Origin of the sequence: Saccharothrix tamanrassetensis, assembly GCF_014203665.1 — a bacterium.
Lineage (GTDB): Bacteria > Actinomycetota > Actinomycetes > Mycobacteriales > Pseudonocardiaceae > Actinosynnema > Actinosynnema tamanrassetense.
On record NZ_JACHJN010000001.1, the window covers coordinates 975,835 to 989,771 of the forward strand.

Consider the following 13,937-nt stretch of genomic DNA (forward strand, 5'->3'; position numbering starts at 1 on the left):
CGAGGGGATGCGCGCCGCGTGGCGAAGACCTGTCGGGTCAGGCGTCGACCTCGGCCATGACCTGGTCCGAGACGTCGAAGTTCGCGAAGACGTTCTGCACGTCGTCGCAGTCTTCGAGGGCGTCGATGAGCTTGAAGATCTTGCGCGCCCCCTCGGCGTCCAACTGCACCGAGACCGACGGCAGGAAGTTGGCTTCCGCGCTCTCGTAGTCGTAGCCCGCGTCCTGGAGGGCCTTGCGGACCGCCACCAGGTCGCCTGCCTCGCTGACCACCTCGTAGCTCTCGCCCAGGTCGTTGACCTCTTCCGCGCCCGCGTCCAGCACCGCCATCAGGACGTCGTCCTCGGACAGCTCGTTCTTCGGCACGATCACGACGCCCTTGCGGGTGAACATGTAGGAGACCGAGCCGGGGTCGGCCATGCTGCCACCGTTGCGGGTCATGGCGGTGCGGACCTCGGACGCCGCGCGGTTGCGGTTGTCGGTCAGGCACTCGACCAGCACCGCCACGCCGTTGGGGCCGTAGCCCTCGTACATGATGGTCTGCCAGTCGGCCCCGCCCGCCTCCTCGCCGCCGCCGCGCTTGCGGGCGCGCTCGATGTTGTCCAGCGGCACGGAGTTCTTGCGCGCCTTCTGGATGGCGTCGTAGAGCGTCGGGTTGCCGTCCGGGTCACTGCCGCCGGTGCGGGCCGCCACCTCGATGTTCTTGATGAGCCGCGCGAAGAGCTTGCCGCGTTTGGCGTCGATTGCGGCCTTCTTGTGCTTGGTGGTCGCCCACTTTGAGTGGCCGCTCATTTCTCCTCCGTCTGATACTCAGCCCGCGGCACGGACCATGTCCACGAAAAAGCGGTGCACGCGTCCGTCACCGGTCAGTTCCGGGTGGAACGAGGTGGCGAGCACGTGTCCCTGCCGAACCGCGACGATCCTACCGGCGGCGTCCCCCGCCTCGACGGAATCCGGAACCCGGGCGAGCACCTCCACGCCTTCCCCTGTCTTCTCCACCCAAGGGGCACGGATGAACACCGCGTGCACGTCGCCCACGTCGGTGAAGTCCAGTTCCGCCTCGAACGAGTCGACCTGCCTGCCGAACGCGTTGCGCCGCACCACGATGTCCAACCCGCCCAGCTGGTGCTGGTCCGGCCGGCCGTCGAGGACCTCGTCGGCGAGCAGGATCATGCCGGCGCACGACCCGTAGGCCGGCATCCCCTCCGCGATCCGCGCCCGCAGCGGCTCCAGCAGCTCGAACGTGGCCAGCAGCCGGCTGATGGCGGTCGACTCGCCGCCGGGCAGCACGACGCCGTCGACCTCGGCGAGTTCCTCGGGGCGGCGGATCGGGCGGGCCAGCACATCGGCTTCGGCCAGGGCGACGAGGTGTTCACGGACGTCGCCCTGCAGGGCGAGGACACCGACGACGGACACGGCTGGTCTTCCTCCTAGGTGAGCTCCCACCAGCCTAGGTGACCGGGCCGGACGGGGTGCTCGTGGCACCCGCCCGGCCCGGTCGGGACCGCTCCGGCGGACGGGGCTAGTCGCCCACCGCGATGCGCCCGGAGGCCTGGTGGGCCTTCGAACGGCGGGACTGGATGGCTCGCCAGCCGAGGAACAGCACGACCGCGAGCACGGGGATGGACCAGAACGCGATCCGCTCGGCGGTCCCCGCGAACGCCATCAGCACGATGACCAGCGCGAGGAAGCCGAGGGTGGCGTACCCGGTGTAGGGGGCGCCGGGCATCCGGTAGGCGGGACGGGTCAGCTCGCCGCGCAATGCGGCCTTCCGCAGCCGGAGCTGGCAGACGAGCAGCGTCGCCCAGGTCGCGACCACACCCAGCGAGGCGATCGCGATGGCGATGTCGAACGCCTCCTTGGGCACGATGTAGTTGAGCACCACACCGGCCAGGTAGGCGACGGACGTGAACAGGATGCCGCCGTAGGGCACGTGCCGGGAGTTCATCTTCCCGGTGAACGCCGGGGCCTCGCCCTTCTGCGCCAGCGACCGCAGGATGCGGCCGGTGGAGTACAGGCCGGAGTTGCACGACGACAGGGCGGCGGTCAGCACGACGGCGTTCATCACGTCGCCCACACCGGCGATGCCGAGGGCGGAGAACACCGTGACGAACGGGCTCTCCGCGCCGCTGTAGAGGTTCCACGGCAGCAGCATGGCGAGCAGGAGCACCGAGCCGACGTAGAAGATCGCGATCCGGTAGACCACGCCGTTGATCGCCTTCGGCAGCACCTCGCGCGGGTTGGCGGTCTCCCCCGCCGCGATGCCGACCAGCTCGATCGCCGAGTACGCGAAGACCACCGCTTGCAGCGTCATCAGCGCGATGCCCACGCCGGCCGGGAACATGCCGCCGTTGCCGAACAGGTTGTGCACGCCCGCCTCGTGGCCGCCGACGTCGGCGGTGCCGATCACCAGGGCCGCGCCGGTGAAGAGGAAGACGATGATGGCGGTGACCTTGATGACGCTGAACCAGAACTCCAGTTCACCGAACAGCTTCACCGACAGCAGGTTGATGGCGACCAGCGCGCCGAGCGCGATCAGCGCGGTCACCCACTGCGGCAGGTCGGGCAGCCAGCGGTGCACGTAGATGGCCACGGCGGTGATCTCGGCGATACCGGTCATCGCCCAGTTCACCCAGTACATCCAGCCCGAGGTGAATCCCGCCCACGGTCCGATGAACTCGCGGGCGTATTCCACGAAACTGCCCGCGGTGGGGCGGTGCAGGACCAATTCGCCCAGGGCGCGCATGACGAAGAACGCCGCGATTCCGCAGGCCGCGTAAGCGAAGACGAGCGAGGGACCGGCTTGGGCGAGTCTGCCGCCCGCACCCAGGAACAGCCCGACACCGATGGCGCCGCCGATGGCGATCATCTGCACTTGCCGCTTGGACAGCGCTTTGGTGTAGCCGTCGGCGTCCGGCTCCGTTGCCCTCTGCTCGTTCATGGTGGCCGAACGTTAGTGGCTCCCCGCGAGCGCTCGCGATCGGCTTGAGGAAGTCTTGATGTAATCACGATCACATTCACCGGAAAGAGCCTGTTCGAGGTCTTCCCAGAGGTCTTCCACGTCTTCCAGGCCGACGCTGAGGCGCAGCATGTCGTCCGGTACGTCGCACGCCCGGCGGTCGTCCGCCGGGACCAGGCGGTGGGTCAGCGCGGCCGGGTGCTCGATGAGCGTGTCGACCGAGCCGAGGCTCACCGCGGGCGTGACGAGGCGGAGGCGTCGGACGACCGCCGTCGGATCTTCGCGGGTGGTGAACGCGAGCACCGCGCCGGTCCCCCGCAGTTGGGTGCCGACCAGCCCGTGCGGGTCCGCGCCGGGCAGGCTCGGGTGCCGCACCAGGCCGACGGACGGGTGCCCGGACAGCCTGCGCGCCAGTTCGACCGCGCTCCGCTGGGACGCCTCGATCCGCAGCGGCAGGGTCGCCAGGCCCCGGTGGAGCAGGTAACCGCCCAGCGGGTGCAGCACCGCGCCGGTGATGATCCGAATCTGCCGCAGGGCCTTCGCGTGGTCGTCGGAGCAGGCGACCACACCGCCGAGCACGTCGCCGTGCCCGCCGAGGTACTTGGTGCCCGAGTGCAGGACGTAGGTGGCGCCCAGGGTCGCCGGGTTCTGCAGGACCGGCGTGGCGAAGGTGTTGTCCACCATGACGGGGACGGCACCCGCCCCCGCGACGACCCGGGCGATGTCGACCAGGTCCAGGTTGGGGTTGGCCGGCGTCTCCAGGACGACGAGACCGGTGTCCGGGGTGATCGCGTCGGCCACCCGGTCGGCGGTGGCGTAGGTGGTGCGCACGCCGAGCAGGCCGGACGACAACAGGTGGTCCGTGCCGCCGTAGACAGGGCGGATCGCGACCACGTGCGGCTTGCTCGTGAGGACGCACGCGGCTTGGACCACGGCCGTCACGGCGGCCATGCCGCTGCCGAACGCCACGGCCGCTCCGGTGTGTTCGAGAGCGGCCAAGGCCTCCTCGAAACGGGCCACGGTCGGGTTGTGCAGGCGCGAGTAGACCGGTGACGCGGCGTGCGCCGCGCCCTCGGCGAGGGCTTGCAGTGCCAGACCTCCCTCGGCCTGGTCCGGGATCGGGTAGGTGGTCGACAGGTCGATCGGGGGCGCGTGCACCCCCAGTGCGGCCAGGTCGCCGCGTCCACCGTGCACTGCCGTCGTCCGCAACCGTGTCATGGCCGAATCGTGGACTTTCCTCGGCCGAACGGCGAAGATCCCGCAGGATGTCCGGTGGGGAATGGAGTTCGCCGCAGTGGATTCGATCGACGCCGCCATCGTGCGGGAGTTGCAGAAGGACGCGCGGCTGCCCAACAAGGACCTCGCGGACCGGGTGAACGTGGCGGCGTCCACGTGTGTCGTGCGCCACCGGGCGTTGCGGGAGCGCGGCGTGATCACCGGGTACCACGCGGAGGTCGACCTGACGGCCATCGGGCGTCCGGTGCAGGCGGTGATCGCGGTTCGGGTGCGGCCGCACACGCAGGCGGTCGTCGGACCGTTCATGGAGTACGTGCTGTCGTTGCCGGAGGTGCTGGCGTTGTCGCACGTGGCGGGACCGGAGGACTTCCTGGTGCACGTGGCGGTGGCCGACACCGCTCACCTGCAACGCCTGGTGCTCGACCGGTTCACCACCCGGCGGGAGGTCACCGAGCTGCACACGAACCTGTTGTTCCAGCACGTCCGCAAGCACACCGTGCCGCCCGCCGCGCAGATCCGGGACTGAGGGCCGGGACCGGCGGCCGGACGATCGGTCGGCGAGGCGGTTCGGGGTGTGTTAGCAATGGCCATGCCTGATGAACTGCGCGATCTGCTCGACGGCCGCTGGGCGGCGTTGCGGCGCAACTCGTCGGAGCTGCTCGGCAAGTTGGAGCCGGCCCACGACCTGGACCGCGAGGAGTACCGGGCCTGGGTGCTGGAGCAGCTGCACGCGTTGGCCGAGGGCGGGCACCCGCTGACCGGGTTCCCCGCCGCGTACGGCGGGAAGGACGACGTCGGCGGCTCGGTGGTGGCGTTCGAGGTGCTCGGCTACGGCGACCTGTCGTTGATGGTCAAGGCGGGCGTGCAGTGGGGGCTGTTCGGCGGGGCCGTGCAGGCGTTGGGCACGCGGGCGCACCACGACGAGTACCTGCCCGCGATCATGAACCTGGAGCTGCCGGGGTGCTTCGCGATGACGGAGTCCGGGCACGGGTCGGACGTGCAGCACCTGCGCACGACCGCGACCTACGACCCGGCGTCGCAGGAGTTCGTCGTGCACACACCGGACGTGTCGGCGCGGAAGGACTACATCGGCAACGCCGCCCGGGACGGGCGGATGGCCGTGGTGTTCGCGCAACTGGTGACCGCCGGCGAGTCGCACGGCGTGCACGCGGTGCTGGTGCCGATCCGGGACGAGTCGGGTGCGCCGATGCCGGGTGTGCGGATCGAGGACTGCGGGTCGAAGGCCGGGTTGAACGGTGTCGACAACGGGCGGCTGACGTTCGACAACGTGCGGGTGCCGCGTTCGGCGCTGCTGGACCGGTACGGGTCGGTGTCCGCGGACGGTGTGTACTCCAGCCCGATCGAGGGTGCCGGGCGGCGGTTCTTCACCATGCTGGGCACGTTGGTGCGCGGGCGGATCAGCGTCGCGGGCGGTGCGGGCAGCGCCACCAAGAAGGCGTTGACGATCGCCATCCGGTACGGGTTGGCGCGGCGGCAGTTCACCCGACCGGACAGCGACGAAGAGGTCGTGGTGCTGGACTACCTCGCGCACCAGCGGCGGTTGCTGCCCGCGTTGGCCACCTCCTACGCCCTGCACTTCGCGCAGGAGGAGTTGGTGTCGGCGTTGCACGACGTGGCCGACGACCGCGGCCGACGGGAGTTGGAGTCGCGGGCCGCGGGGCTCAAGGCGGTGGCCACGTGGCACGCGACGGCGACCATCCAGACGTGCCGGGAGGCGTGCGGCGGGGCCGGGTACCTGTCGGAGAACCTGTTGGCCGGGCTGAAGGCCGACACCGACGTGTTCACGACGTTCGAGGGAGACAACACCGTCCTGCTGCAACTGGTCGCGAAGGGGCTGTTGACCAGCTACCGCGATCACGTCGGCGATCTGGACCCCTGGGGCATGGCCCGGTTCGTGGCGGACCAGTTCGTGGGCGTCGTCATCGAGCGGACGGCGGCGCGGGCGATCATCGACCGGTTGGTGAGCGGCAGCTCCGACGCGTTGCTGGACCGGGGTTGGCAGCTGCGGCAGTTCGAGGATCGCGAGCGGCACGTGGTGGAAGGGCTGGCGCGGCGGCTGCGACGGGCCACGGCGGAGAACGCGTTCGACGTGTTCAACGCCGCGCAGGACCACGTGCTGCACGCCGCGCGGGCGCACGTGGACCGGGTGGTGCTGGAGGCGTTCGTGGCGGCCGTGGACCGGTGCGGGGATGCCGCCACCGCCGGTTTGCTGGACCAGGTCTGCGACCTGTACGCGCTGAGCACGATCGAAGCGGACCGGGCGTGGTTCCTGGAACACGGCAGGCTGACACCGGCGCGGGCCAAGGCCGTGACGCAGGCCGTGAACGACCTTTGCGGCGGTCTGCGGCCCCATGCACGGCGTCTGGTGGACGCGTTCGGCATCCCGGAGGGCTGGCTGGCGGCACCGATCATCACGTGACAGGTCCAGAATGGTCCGTATGGACGAGCTGACCGTGGGACTGGCCGGATATGTGCGCGCGGTCGCGGAACAGGTCGGCGTGCCGCCGGAAGGCACCGAGTACGAGGTCAGCGACACCGCGACCGCGTACCTGGCGCTCAACGAGGGCGCCGGCCGTGACCTGATGCTGCTGTGGAGCGAGACGCACGGCTGGTCGATCGCGGTGGAGACGAACCCCGCCGAACCGCCCGTCGTGCTGGCGCACATGGGCGTTCCGCTGGTACCGCCGCCGCGCACGGTGGCGCGGTTCGTGGCGGACGTGCTGGCGGGCAAGCGCGGCAGCAACGAACCGACCGTGGGCGGCGACAGGAGTGTGCTCGCGATGCGCCTGCGCCCGTACGCGTTCTAGGCGCCGAGGAGGCGGAGGCCGGCCGTGGTGGCCGCGGCGAGGAGCACGACCACCACGAACGGCGCCTTGCGCCACGCGGCGAGCCCACCGACCAGGACGCCGACCGGCAGCGCCCACCCGGCGAACCCCTGCCCCTTCATCAGCGAGGACGTGGCGACGAGCGCGACCAGCAACACCGTGGCGGACATGGACATCAGTTCCCTGGCCTTGGCCGGCAGCGCCAGCCGGTCCCGGAGCAGCGGCCCGGCCAGCCTGAACGCGTACGTCCCGACGGCGAGCACCAGCACGGCGGTCAGCGTCATGCCCGGACCGCCTTCCCGCTGAACGCGACCACGAGGCCGCCGAGGGCGAGCAGCACCGGCAGGCCGGCGGGCAGGAACGGCGTCGTGGCGAGCGCGACGGCCGATCCGAGCAGTGCCGCGTGCCGGGTCTTGCGGTCCTTCAGGGCGGGCAGCGTCAACGCGAGCAGGGCCGCCGGGAACGCCGCGTCGAGCCCGAACGCCGCCGGGTCGCCGATCGCCTGCCCCGCCAGCGCGCCCGCGACGACCGAGGCGTTCCACGCCCCGAACAACGCCACCCCGCAGGACCAGTACGCGGCGCGGGCCCTGGCGGGATCGCGTTGGGCCAGCGCGAAGGCCACCGTCTCGTCGATCAGCAGGTGACTGCCGACCAGGCGGGCGACCAGCCCGCGTCCCAGCACGTCCCCGACCGCCAGCCCGAACGGCAGGTGCCGGGCGTTGAGCACCAGCCCGGCCAGCACGGCGGCGGCCGGACTGCCGCCGGCGGCGACGATCCCCACCGCCATGAACTGCGATCCGCCGGCGAAGACGAGCAACGACATGACGACCGGCAGCCACCAGGGCAGGCCGGCGGCGACCGAGATCGCGCCGAAGGAGGCGCCGCTGACCGCGGCGCCGGCAGCCACCGCGGCGACGTCACGCAGCAGCCGTTGGTCTAGGGTTCGCCATATCGAACGCATCGTCTTCTACGATGAACAGTGGTGGAGCTGTTCGTCAAGGCGAACGATTGGACTGTCATGTCGAACACAGGCGCGCCGCTGGAGGTCATCGCCGCTTCGCTGCGGCGGGAGCGGGAGCGGGTGGGGTTGTCGCTGAGCGAGCTGGCCAAACGGGCGGGGATCGCGAAGTCGACGCTGTCGCAGTTGGAGGCGGGCAGCGGGAACCCCAGCGTGGAGACCCTGTGGGCGTTGGGCGTGGCCCTGGGGGTGCCGTTCAGCCGGCTGGTCGACCCGCCGGCGGCTCGGGTGCGGGTGATCCGGGCCGGTGAAGGGCCTGCGATCCACTCGGAGCGGGCCCACTACGCGGCGACCCTGCTGGCCTCCTGTCCGCCCGGGGCGCGGCGGGACATCTACGTGCTGGACCTGGAGCCGGGGAATCCCCGGGAGTCGGAGCCGCACATGGCGGGGACCGTCGAGCACATGATCGTGAGCCGGGGGCGGGTGCTGGCGGGGCCTTCGAACGAGCCGGTCGAGTTGGGGCCCGGGGACTACTTGCTGTACCCGGGGGACCTGCCGCACACGTGCGCGGCGTTGGAGCCGGGTACGTCGGTGGTGCTGGTGATGGAGCACGTGTAGAACACCCGTTCGAGCGATGTCGATCAAGTGGGGAATACGCCGATAGGGGGTGCATGCAGACAGCTACCGCACCACCTAGGGTCGACGACATGAGCGAAGAACGCACGACCAAACCTGTTCACGTCCGCGACGTGCCCGAAGAGGTCGTCGCCGTTCTCCAGGCGCGAGCCAACGCGCATGGCATGTCCCTCACCGCCTACCTCCGCAACATGTTCGTCGAGGCGGCGAACAAGCCTTCGATGGCGGAGTGGATCGAGTCGGCGACCGATCGCGATTGGGGTGTCGACCGCGAAGTGCTCGACCAGGCCTTCCGCGAGGCCCGCGAGGAGGCTGATGCGCGATGAACCCAACCATCGTGGTCGACTCCTCGGCGCTTCTCGAGGTCGTCGCGAGCAAAGTCCCCGACCGGGAGCTTCTGCACAGGCTGTCCACCGCCGTCGCGGCCGCACCCGAACTCATCGACGTGGAGGCGTTGAGCGTCCTGCGCCGCCTGGAGTCCATGCATGCGCTGTCCGGTGACGAGGCGACGGCAGCGCTGGCCAAGGTTCGGGCCGCACCGATCGACCGGGTGCCCCATCGCCCGCTCATCAAGCGCGCTTGGAGTTTGCGCGGCTCCATCCACGCCGCTGACGCCTTCTACGTCGCACTCGCCGAGGAACTCGGCATCCCGCTGATCACCTGCGACGCGAGGCTCGCGGGTTCGAACGGTCACCAAGTGGACATCGAGGTGTATCCGGTGTCCTGACAACCGGGAACGGCCCCGCAGGCGAGCCTGCGGGGCCGTTGCGGGTGAAGGACGTTCCTACCAGCCGCGCTCGGCGAGCCGGTGCGGCTGCGGGATCTCGTCCACGTTGATGCCGACCATGGCCTCGCCCAGGCCGCGCGACACCTTCGCCAGCACGTCCGGGTCGTCGTAGAAGGTGGTGGCCTTGACGATGGCCTCGGCGCGCTGCGCCGGGTTGCCGGACTTGAAGATGCCGGAGCCGACGAACACGCCCTCGGCGCCCAGCTGCATCATCATCGCCGCGTCGGCCGGGGTGGCGATGCCGCCGGCGGTGAACAGCACGACGGGCAGCTTGCCGGCTTCGGCGACCTCGCGGACCAGCTCGTACGGGGCCTGGAGCTCCTTCGCGGCCACGAACAGCTCATCGGCGGGGAGGTTCTGGAGACGCCGGAGCTCCGCGCGGATCTTGCGCATGTGGGTGGTCGCGTTGGACACGTCGCCGGTGCCGGCCTCGCCCTTGGAGCGGATCATCGCGGCGCCCTCGGTGATGCGGCGCAGTGCCTCGCCGAGGTTCGTCGCGCCGCACACGAAGGGCACGGTGAACTGCCACTTGTCGATGTGGTTGGCGTAGTCGGCCGGGGTCAGCACCTCGGACTCGTCGACGTAGTCGACACCGAGCGCCTGGAGGACCTGGGCCTCGACGAAGTGCCCGATGCGCGCCTTCGCCATGACCGGGATGGACACCGCCGAGATGATGCCGTCGATCATGTCCGGGTCGCTCATCCGGGACACGCCGCCCTGCGCGCGGATGTCGGCGGGCACGCGCTCCAGCGCCATGACGGCCACCGCACCGGCGTCCTCGGCGATCTTGGCCTGCTCGGGGGTGACCACGTCCATGATCACGCCGCCCTTGAGCATCTCCGCCATGCCGCGCTTGACGCGGGCGGTGCCGGTGACGTGGGTACCGGAGTCGGATGAAGTGGTCACGGCCAACCTTTCGAGTGAGTGGACGACAGTCTCATGGTACGTCCCACGTGGACCGCCGAAGCAGGCCAATCCGGCGCGTTCTCAGCAGGCCACTCGACACTCAACCGCAGGTAGTGGCCTACGCCACCGCACGCACCTCGACTGGCCAACGGCCGACCGGCCGACTGCCACATCGACTGTTCGAGCACCACGCGAGCATCACCGGAGGACCTCCACGGCGTCGTGGTACATGCGGAACAGGGCGGGCAGTTCGGCGGATCGCGTGCCCAGCGCGTCCCAGCAGCGGGCGACCAGCGCACGGGCCTGGGTGCCGATCCACGGCTGCGGCAGCAGCACGGGCGGGAGCAGCGGGTCGGGTTCGACGGCACGGGTGAACTCGGCGGCCAGTTCGACCGCGATCCGCAGCAGGTCCGTCCGCGACGCGCCCTCGGTGAGCCGCCTGAGGCGGACCCGCGCCACCTCGGCGAGCCGCTCGTGGCGGGCGGCGACCTCGTCCAGCGGCCACAGGCGGGAGGCCAGGGCGGCGGGCGAGCGTTCGCGTCCGATCCGCAGGTCGGCGCTGGTCAGGAAGGTGACGGAGGGCAGTACGCCGAGGTGGGTGGCCTCGCCTTCGACCAGGTCTTCCCAGTCGTGCGGCGAGACGTACAGGCCGCCGTGCAGGGGTGCGCCGCCGAACCGCACGATGGCGTCCCGCAGGGCGTCGCGGGCCGGGCGTTGCGACTCGGGGACGGCGAAGGCGACGAGGTGCCACACCCCGTCCCACTGCGCCTCCCCCGCGTCCTGCCGGTACATGAACCGGACGAACTCGACGTCCGGCTCGGCGGCGCGGCGAGCTTGCGGGGTCATCTTCAGCACGGCTCTGCGCCCGCGGCCGTCGACGGTGAACTTCCCTTCTGCGACAAGCCTTTTCACGCACAGGCGCACCTGCTGGTCGCTCATGCCGAGCGCGTCGGCCACTTCGTACAGCTCGCCGGCTTCCACGGTGCCGTCCACCCGTACGAGGGCTTCGACCACCGTGCGGGTGGGTACTTCGACGTCCATGTGCTCAAATCTAGTACGTTCGTAGGGGCAACGATAGTTTGGTTCGAGTTGAAGATGGCAGTTCGGGTTGGGGTGCGGATGGCACGGTGGCTGGTTCGGGTGATGGTCGTGGTGGTGGTGCTGGCGGTGGCAACCGGGGGGTGGATCGCCTACCAACACTCTTACGGGATTCGCGAGGAGAGGGTGAGCATCGGGGAGTTGCGCGGGGTGCTCGCGCGGCCGGAAGTCGGCGACCGGCACGGGCTGGTGGTGTTCGTGCACGGCGACGGGCCGATCGACGCGACCCACGAGACGTTCTACCGGCCGATGTGGGAAGCGTTCGCGCGTGCCGGGTACGCCTCGCTGTCCTGGGACAAGCCGGGGGTCGGCGGTGCGCCGGGAAACTGGCTGCACCAGACCATGGCGGACCGGGCGCGGGAGACGTTGGACGCGGTGGCGTGGGCGCGGTCGCGACCGGAGATCGACCCGGAGCGGATCGGGGTGTGGGGCGCCAGCCAGGCGGGGTGGGTGATGCCGACTGTGGCGCGGAACCCGGAGGTGAAGTTCGTGATCGCGGTGTCGCCCGCGGTGAACTGGCACCAGCAGGGGCGGTTCAACCTGCTGGCCGAGTTGGCCGCGCGCGGGGCGTCGGGCGAGGAGGTCGCTTCGGCGTTGGCGTTGCGGGAGACGACGTTGGAGCACCTGCGGCGGCGGTCGACGTTCGAGGAGTACCGGGCGGCGGTGGGTTCCACGGAGATCACGCCGGATCGGTGGCGGTTCATCCTGGCCAATCACGAGTCCGATGCTTCGGCGGATCTGGCGCAGGTGAAGGTGCCGGTGCTGCTGGTGCTCGGTGGACACGACGTGAACGTGGATGTCGCCGATACGGAAGCTGTGTATCGGCGATTGGTCAGTCGGGTGCGGGTGGTGCGTTATGCGGATGGGACGCACGGGATGACCGTTGCGGGGCGCGGGGAGTTCATGACCGCGGTGGTGGCGGTGATGGCACCCCGGTCGTTGTTCGTCGGAGGGTTTTTGGAGGAGCAGGAACGGTTCTTGAGGGGTGTGGGGTGAGAGTTGTCGTTTTGGGGGGCGCGGGGGCGGTTGGGGCGGCTGCGGCTCGGGTGGCTTCCGCGTTGCCGGGGGTGGAGGTGGTGGTTGCGGACCTTGGCGGTGGGGTTCGGGTTGACGTGACCGACGGAGAGGCGTTGCGGGAGGTTCTTCGGCCGGCGGATGTGGTTCTGAACACGGTCGGACCGTTTTATCGGTTCGGGGCCGGGGTGTTGCGGGCTGCTATCGATACGGGGACTGACTATCTGGATATTTGTGACGACTGGGAGCCGATCGGTGAGTTGATGGCGTTGGACGGTGCGGCGCGGGCGGCCGGGGTGCGGGCGGTGATCGGGATGGGCGCCAGTCCTGGGGTCAGCAACTTGTTGGCGGCGTTGGCGGTGCGGGAGTTGGAGGTGCGGGAGTTGGAGGTGCGGGAGTTGGAGGCGCGGGAGTTGGAGGCGCGGGAGTTGGAGGCGCGGGAGTTGGAGGGGCGGGAGGGAGGGGTGCGGGAGGCGGGGGGTGTGGAGGAGGTGTACACGGCTTGGCCTGCGGATGGGACGGCGGAGGCGGGGGCGGCGCTGGTGCATTGGATGAGGCAGATCAGCGGGCGGACCGCGGTGGTGGAGGGTGGGGAGGTGGTGGAGGTGCCGCCGCTTCGGGCGGTTCGGTTGGAGTTGCCGGGTGGGTTCGCCGGGACTGCTTATACGGTCGGACATCCGGAGCCGGTGATGTTTCACGGGACGTTTCGGCCGGTTGCTTCGAGCACGTTGATGGTTGCTTCGGCTTGGACGATCGGGTTTTTGGAGGTGTTGCGGCGGGATATCGATGCGGGGCGACTCACGGTGGAGGAGGCGGCTGCGGAGGTTGCCCGGCCGGGGTTGGGAAGGGTGTTGCGGGGGTTTGGGCGGAGGCTTGCGGGGAAAGGGTCGTTGCCGTCATTTTTTGCGGTGGCTCGTGGGGGTGGAGGTGGGGGTGGAGGTGGGCGGGTGGCGGTGACTACGCTTGATCATCCTTGGTTGATGGATGATGTGGCAGAGGCTACGGGGTTGCCGTTGGCGCTGGGGTTGGTGCAGTTGTCGGGGGTTGAGCCTGGGGTGTATTCGCCTGAGGCTGTGATTGATGCGGAGCGGTTCTTTCGGGATTTGGCGCTTCATCATCCGGGGGTGGTGGTGCGGACGCGTGTTTCGTCGATTGGCGCGTGAGGGGTGGAGGTGGGGGTGAAAACTTGAAAAGCGTCCTCGCCGGACGGGCAGGCCGCCAAGGATCCCCAAAGGGCAAAGCTCTTCGAGCTTTGAGGTGCGGTGTGGGTGGGGGTCTGCGTGTCCTCCCCGTATGACCTGGTCGGAGACAACCACATGCGTCAAGGGCAGATCGATCATGTGTGTGCGGTGGTCGCGGGTCTCGATCTGCCCTTGACACATGCGGTTCGCTGGCGCGCAGGCCATACGGGGATGACACGCAGAGGGACCGGTGTGTGCGGGGGCGCAGCCGAACCGCAGGAGTGCGCGGGGCGTAGGCGGGGGTGCGCGGGGGGCGCA

16 protein-coding genes are annotated in these 13,937 nt (G+C 70.0%); 8 read left to right on the plus strand and 8 right to left on the minus strand.

The features are described 5' to 3' along the window. Nucleotides 1-37: 37 nt before the first annotated feature. From FHS29_RS03895 to FHS29_RS03910, 4 genes are all read right to left on the minus strand, one after another. Nucleotides 38-790 (minus strand): YebC/PmpR family DNA-binding transcriptional regulator, encoded by a 753-nt coding sequence (locus FHS29_RS03895; RefSeq protein ID WP_184688229.1) that lies wholly within the window; start codon nucleotides 788-790, stop codon nucleotides 38-40. 18 nt (nucleotides 791-808) lie between these two features. Beyond that, nucleotides 809-1,414, minus strand: a complete 606-nt coding sequence (gene pdxT / locus FHS29_RS03900) for a pyridoxal 5'-phosphate synthase glutaminase subunit PdxT (protein WP_184688230.1) — start codon at nucleotides 1,412-1,414, stop codon at nucleotides 809-811. A 106-nt stretch (nucleotides 1,415-1,520) separates the two neighbouring features. Further along, complete coding sequence (locus tag FHS29_RS03905) at nucleotides 1,521-2,939, minus strand: amino acid permease (RefSeq protein ID WP_184688232.1); 1,419 nt, start codon at nucleotides 2,937-2,939, stop codon at nucleotides 1,521-1,523. Between the two features lie 12 nt (nucleotides 2,940-2,951). Beyond that, entirely contained in the window at nucleotides 2,952-4,175 is a 1,224-nt protein-coding gene (locus FHS29_RS03910; protein WP_184688234.1) for a trans-sulfuration enzyme family protein, read from the minus strand. 76 nt (nucleotides 4,176-4,251) lie between these two features. Between FHS29_RS03910 and FHS29_RS03915 the strand changes: the two genes are divergently transcribed. From FHS29_RS03915 to FHS29_RS03925, 3 genes are all read left to right on the plus strand, one after another. After that, nucleotides 4,252-4,719 carry an Lrp/AsnC family transcriptional regulator gene (locus tag FHS29_RS03915; protein WP_376774379.1) on the plus strand — a complete coding sequence of 156 codons (468 nt, stop codon included), beginning with the start codon at nucleotides 4,252-4,254 and terminating at the stop codon, nucleotides 4,717-4,719. Between the two features lie 63 nt (nucleotides 4,720-4,782). Continuing rightward, nucleotides 4,783-6,633, plus strand: a complete 1,851-nt coding sequence (locus FHS29_RS03920; protein ID WP_184688639.1) for an acyl-CoA dehydrogenase family protein — start codon at nucleotides 4,783-4,785, stop codon at nucleotides 6,631-6,633. Between the two features lie 19 nt (nucleotides 6,634-6,652). After that, nucleotides 6,653-7,021 (plus strand): DUF6292 family protein, encoded by a 369-nt coding sequence (locus tag FHS29_RS03925; RefSeq protein ID WP_184688237.1) that lies wholly within the window; start codon nucleotides 6,653-6,655, stop codon nucleotides 7,019-7,021. Here the strand turns inward: FHS29_RS03925 and FHS29_RS03930 are convergent. Both FHS29_RS03930 and FHS29_RS03935 read right to left on the minus strand, forming a co-directional pair. Beyond that, complete coding sequence (locus FHS29_RS03930) at nucleotides 7,018-7,323, minus strand: branched-chain amino acid transport AzlD family protein (RefSeq protein ID WP_184688238.1); 306 nt, start codon at nucleotides 7,321-7,323, stop codon at nucleotides 7,018-7,020. The genes FHS29_RS03925 and FHS29_RS03930 overlap by 4 nt on opposite strands. Further along, nucleotides 7,320-8,000, minus strand: a complete 681-nt coding sequence (locus tag FHS29_RS03935; RefSeq protein ID WP_184688240.1) for an AzlC family ABC transporter permease — start codon at nucleotides 7,998-8,000, stop codon at nucleotides 7,320-7,322. The genes FHS29_RS03930 and FHS29_RS03935 overlap by 4 nt, the downstream gene beginning before the upstream one ends. A 57-nt stretch (nucleotides 8,001-8,057) precedes the next feature. On the opposite strand from FHS29_RS03935, the gene FHS29_RS03940 reads away from it, so the two are divergent. From FHS29_RS03940 to FHS29_RS03950, 3 genes are all read left to right on the plus strand, one after another. Continuing rightward, nucleotides 8,058-8,615, plus strand: coding sequence for a helix-turn-helix domain-containing protein (locus FHS29_RS03940; protein ID WP_184688242.1), 558 nt, complete (start codon nucleotides 8,058-8,060; stop codon nucleotides 8,613-8,615). Between the two features lie 89 nt (nucleotides 8,616-8,704). Next, nucleotides 8,705-8,959: a FitA-like ribbon-helix-helix domain-containing protein gene (locus FHS29_RS03945; protein WP_184688244.1), complete on the plus strand. Its 255-nt coding sequence runs from the start codon at nucleotides 8,705-8,707 to the stop codon at nucleotides 8,957-8,959. Further along, nucleotides 8,956-9,360 carry a type II toxin-antitoxin system VapC family toxin gene (locus FHS29_RS03950; protein WP_184688246.1) on the plus strand — a complete coding sequence of 135 codons (405 nt, stop codon included), beginning with the start codon at nucleotides 8,956-8,958 and terminating at the stop codon, nucleotides 9,358-9,360. The genes FHS29_RS03945 and FHS29_RS03950 overlap by 4 nt, the downstream gene beginning before the upstream one ends. 57 nt (nucleotides 9,361-9,417) lie before the next feature. Here the strand turns inward: FHS29_RS03950 and pdxS are convergent, their stop codons facing one another. Continuing rightward, a complete protein-coding gene (gene pdxS, locus FHS29_RS03955; protein ID WP_376774382.1) occupies nucleotides 9,418-10,326 on the minus strand; it encodes a pyridoxal 5'-phosphate synthase lyase subunit PdxS in 909 nt (302 codons plus the stop codon). A gap of 198 nt (nucleotides 10,327-10,524) precedes the next feature. Then, the gene (locus FHS29_RS03960; protein WP_184688249.1) at nucleotides 10,525-11,367 is read right to left on the minus strand and encodes a PaaX family transcriptional regulator C-terminal domain-containing protein; all 843 of its coding nucleotides are present in this window, start codon (nucleotides 11,365-11,367) and stop codon (nucleotides 10,525-10,527) included. Nucleotides 11,368-11,445: 78 nt separating this feature from the next. Here FHS29_RS03960 and FHS29_RS03965 point away from each other — a divergent pair, with 78 nt between their 5' ends. Together FHS29_RS03965 and FHS29_RS37585 are read left to right on the plus strand one after the other, a co-directional pair. Next, nucleotides 11,446-12,420 (plus strand): alpha/beta hydrolase family protein, encoded by a 975-nt coding sequence (locus FHS29_RS03965; protein ID WP_184688250.1) that lies wholly within the window; start codon nucleotides 11,446-11,448, stop codon nucleotides 12,418-12,420. A 71-nt stretch (nucleotides 12,421-12,491) separates the two neighbouring features. After that, complete coding sequence (locus tag FHS29_RS37585) at nucleotides 12,492-13,601, plus strand: saccharopine dehydrogenase NADP-binding domain-containing protein (protein ID WP_312864735.1); 1,110 nt, start codon at nucleotides 12,492-12,494, stop codon at nucleotides 13,599-13,601. The last annotated feature ends 336 nt before the right edge of the window (nucleotides 13,602-13,937 follow it).

Coding starts and splice junctions, on each gene's coding strand:
- FHS29_RS03940 (WP_184688242.1), top strand. CDS start 8,058: ATGTCGAACACAGGCGCGCCGCTGGAGGTCATCGCCGCTTCGCTGCGG.
- FHS29_RS03905 (WP_184688232.1), bottom strand. CDS start 2,939: ATGAACGAGCAGAGGGCAACGGAGCCGGACGCCGACGGCTACACCAAA.
- FHS29_RS03950 (WP_184688246.1), top strand. CDS start 8,956: ATGAACCCAACCATCGTGGTCGACTCCTCGGCGCTTCTCGAGGTCGTC.
- FHS29_RS03910 (WP_184688234.1), bottom strand. CDS start 4,175: ATGACACGGTTGCGGACGACGGCAGTGCACGGTGGACGCGGCGACCTG.
- FHS29_RS03935 (WP_184688240.1), bottom strand. CDS start 8,000: ATGCGTTCGATATGGCGAACCCTAGACCAACGGCTGCTGCGTGACGTC.
- FHS29_RS03945 (WP_184688244.1), top strand. CDS start 8,705: ATGAGCGAAGAACGCACGACCAAACCTGTTCACGTCCGCGACGTGCCC.
- FHS29_RS03920 (WP_184688639.1), top strand. CDS start 4,783: ATGCCTGATGAACTGCGCGATCTGCTCGACGGCCGCTGGGCGGCGTTG.
- FHS29_RS03960 (WP_184688249.1), bottom strand. CDS start 11,367: ATGGACGTCGAAGTACCCACCCGCACGGTGGTCGAAGCCCTCGTACGG.
- FHS29_RS03930 (WP_184688238.1), bottom strand. CDS start 7,323: ATGACGCTGACCGCCGTGCTGGTGCTCGCCGTCGGGACGTACGCGTTC.
- FHS29_RS03925 (WP_184688237.1), top strand. CDS start 6,653: ATGGACGAGCTGACCGTGGGACTGGCCGGATATGTGCGCGCGGTCGCG.
- FHS29_RS03895 (WP_184688229.1), bottom strand. CDS start 790: ATGAGCGGCCACTCAAAGTGGGCGACCACCAAGCACAAGAAGGCCGCA.
- FHS29_RS03965 (WP_184688250.1), top strand. CDS start 11,446: ATGGCACGGTGGCTGGTTCGGGTGATGGTCGTGGTGGTGGTGCTGGCG.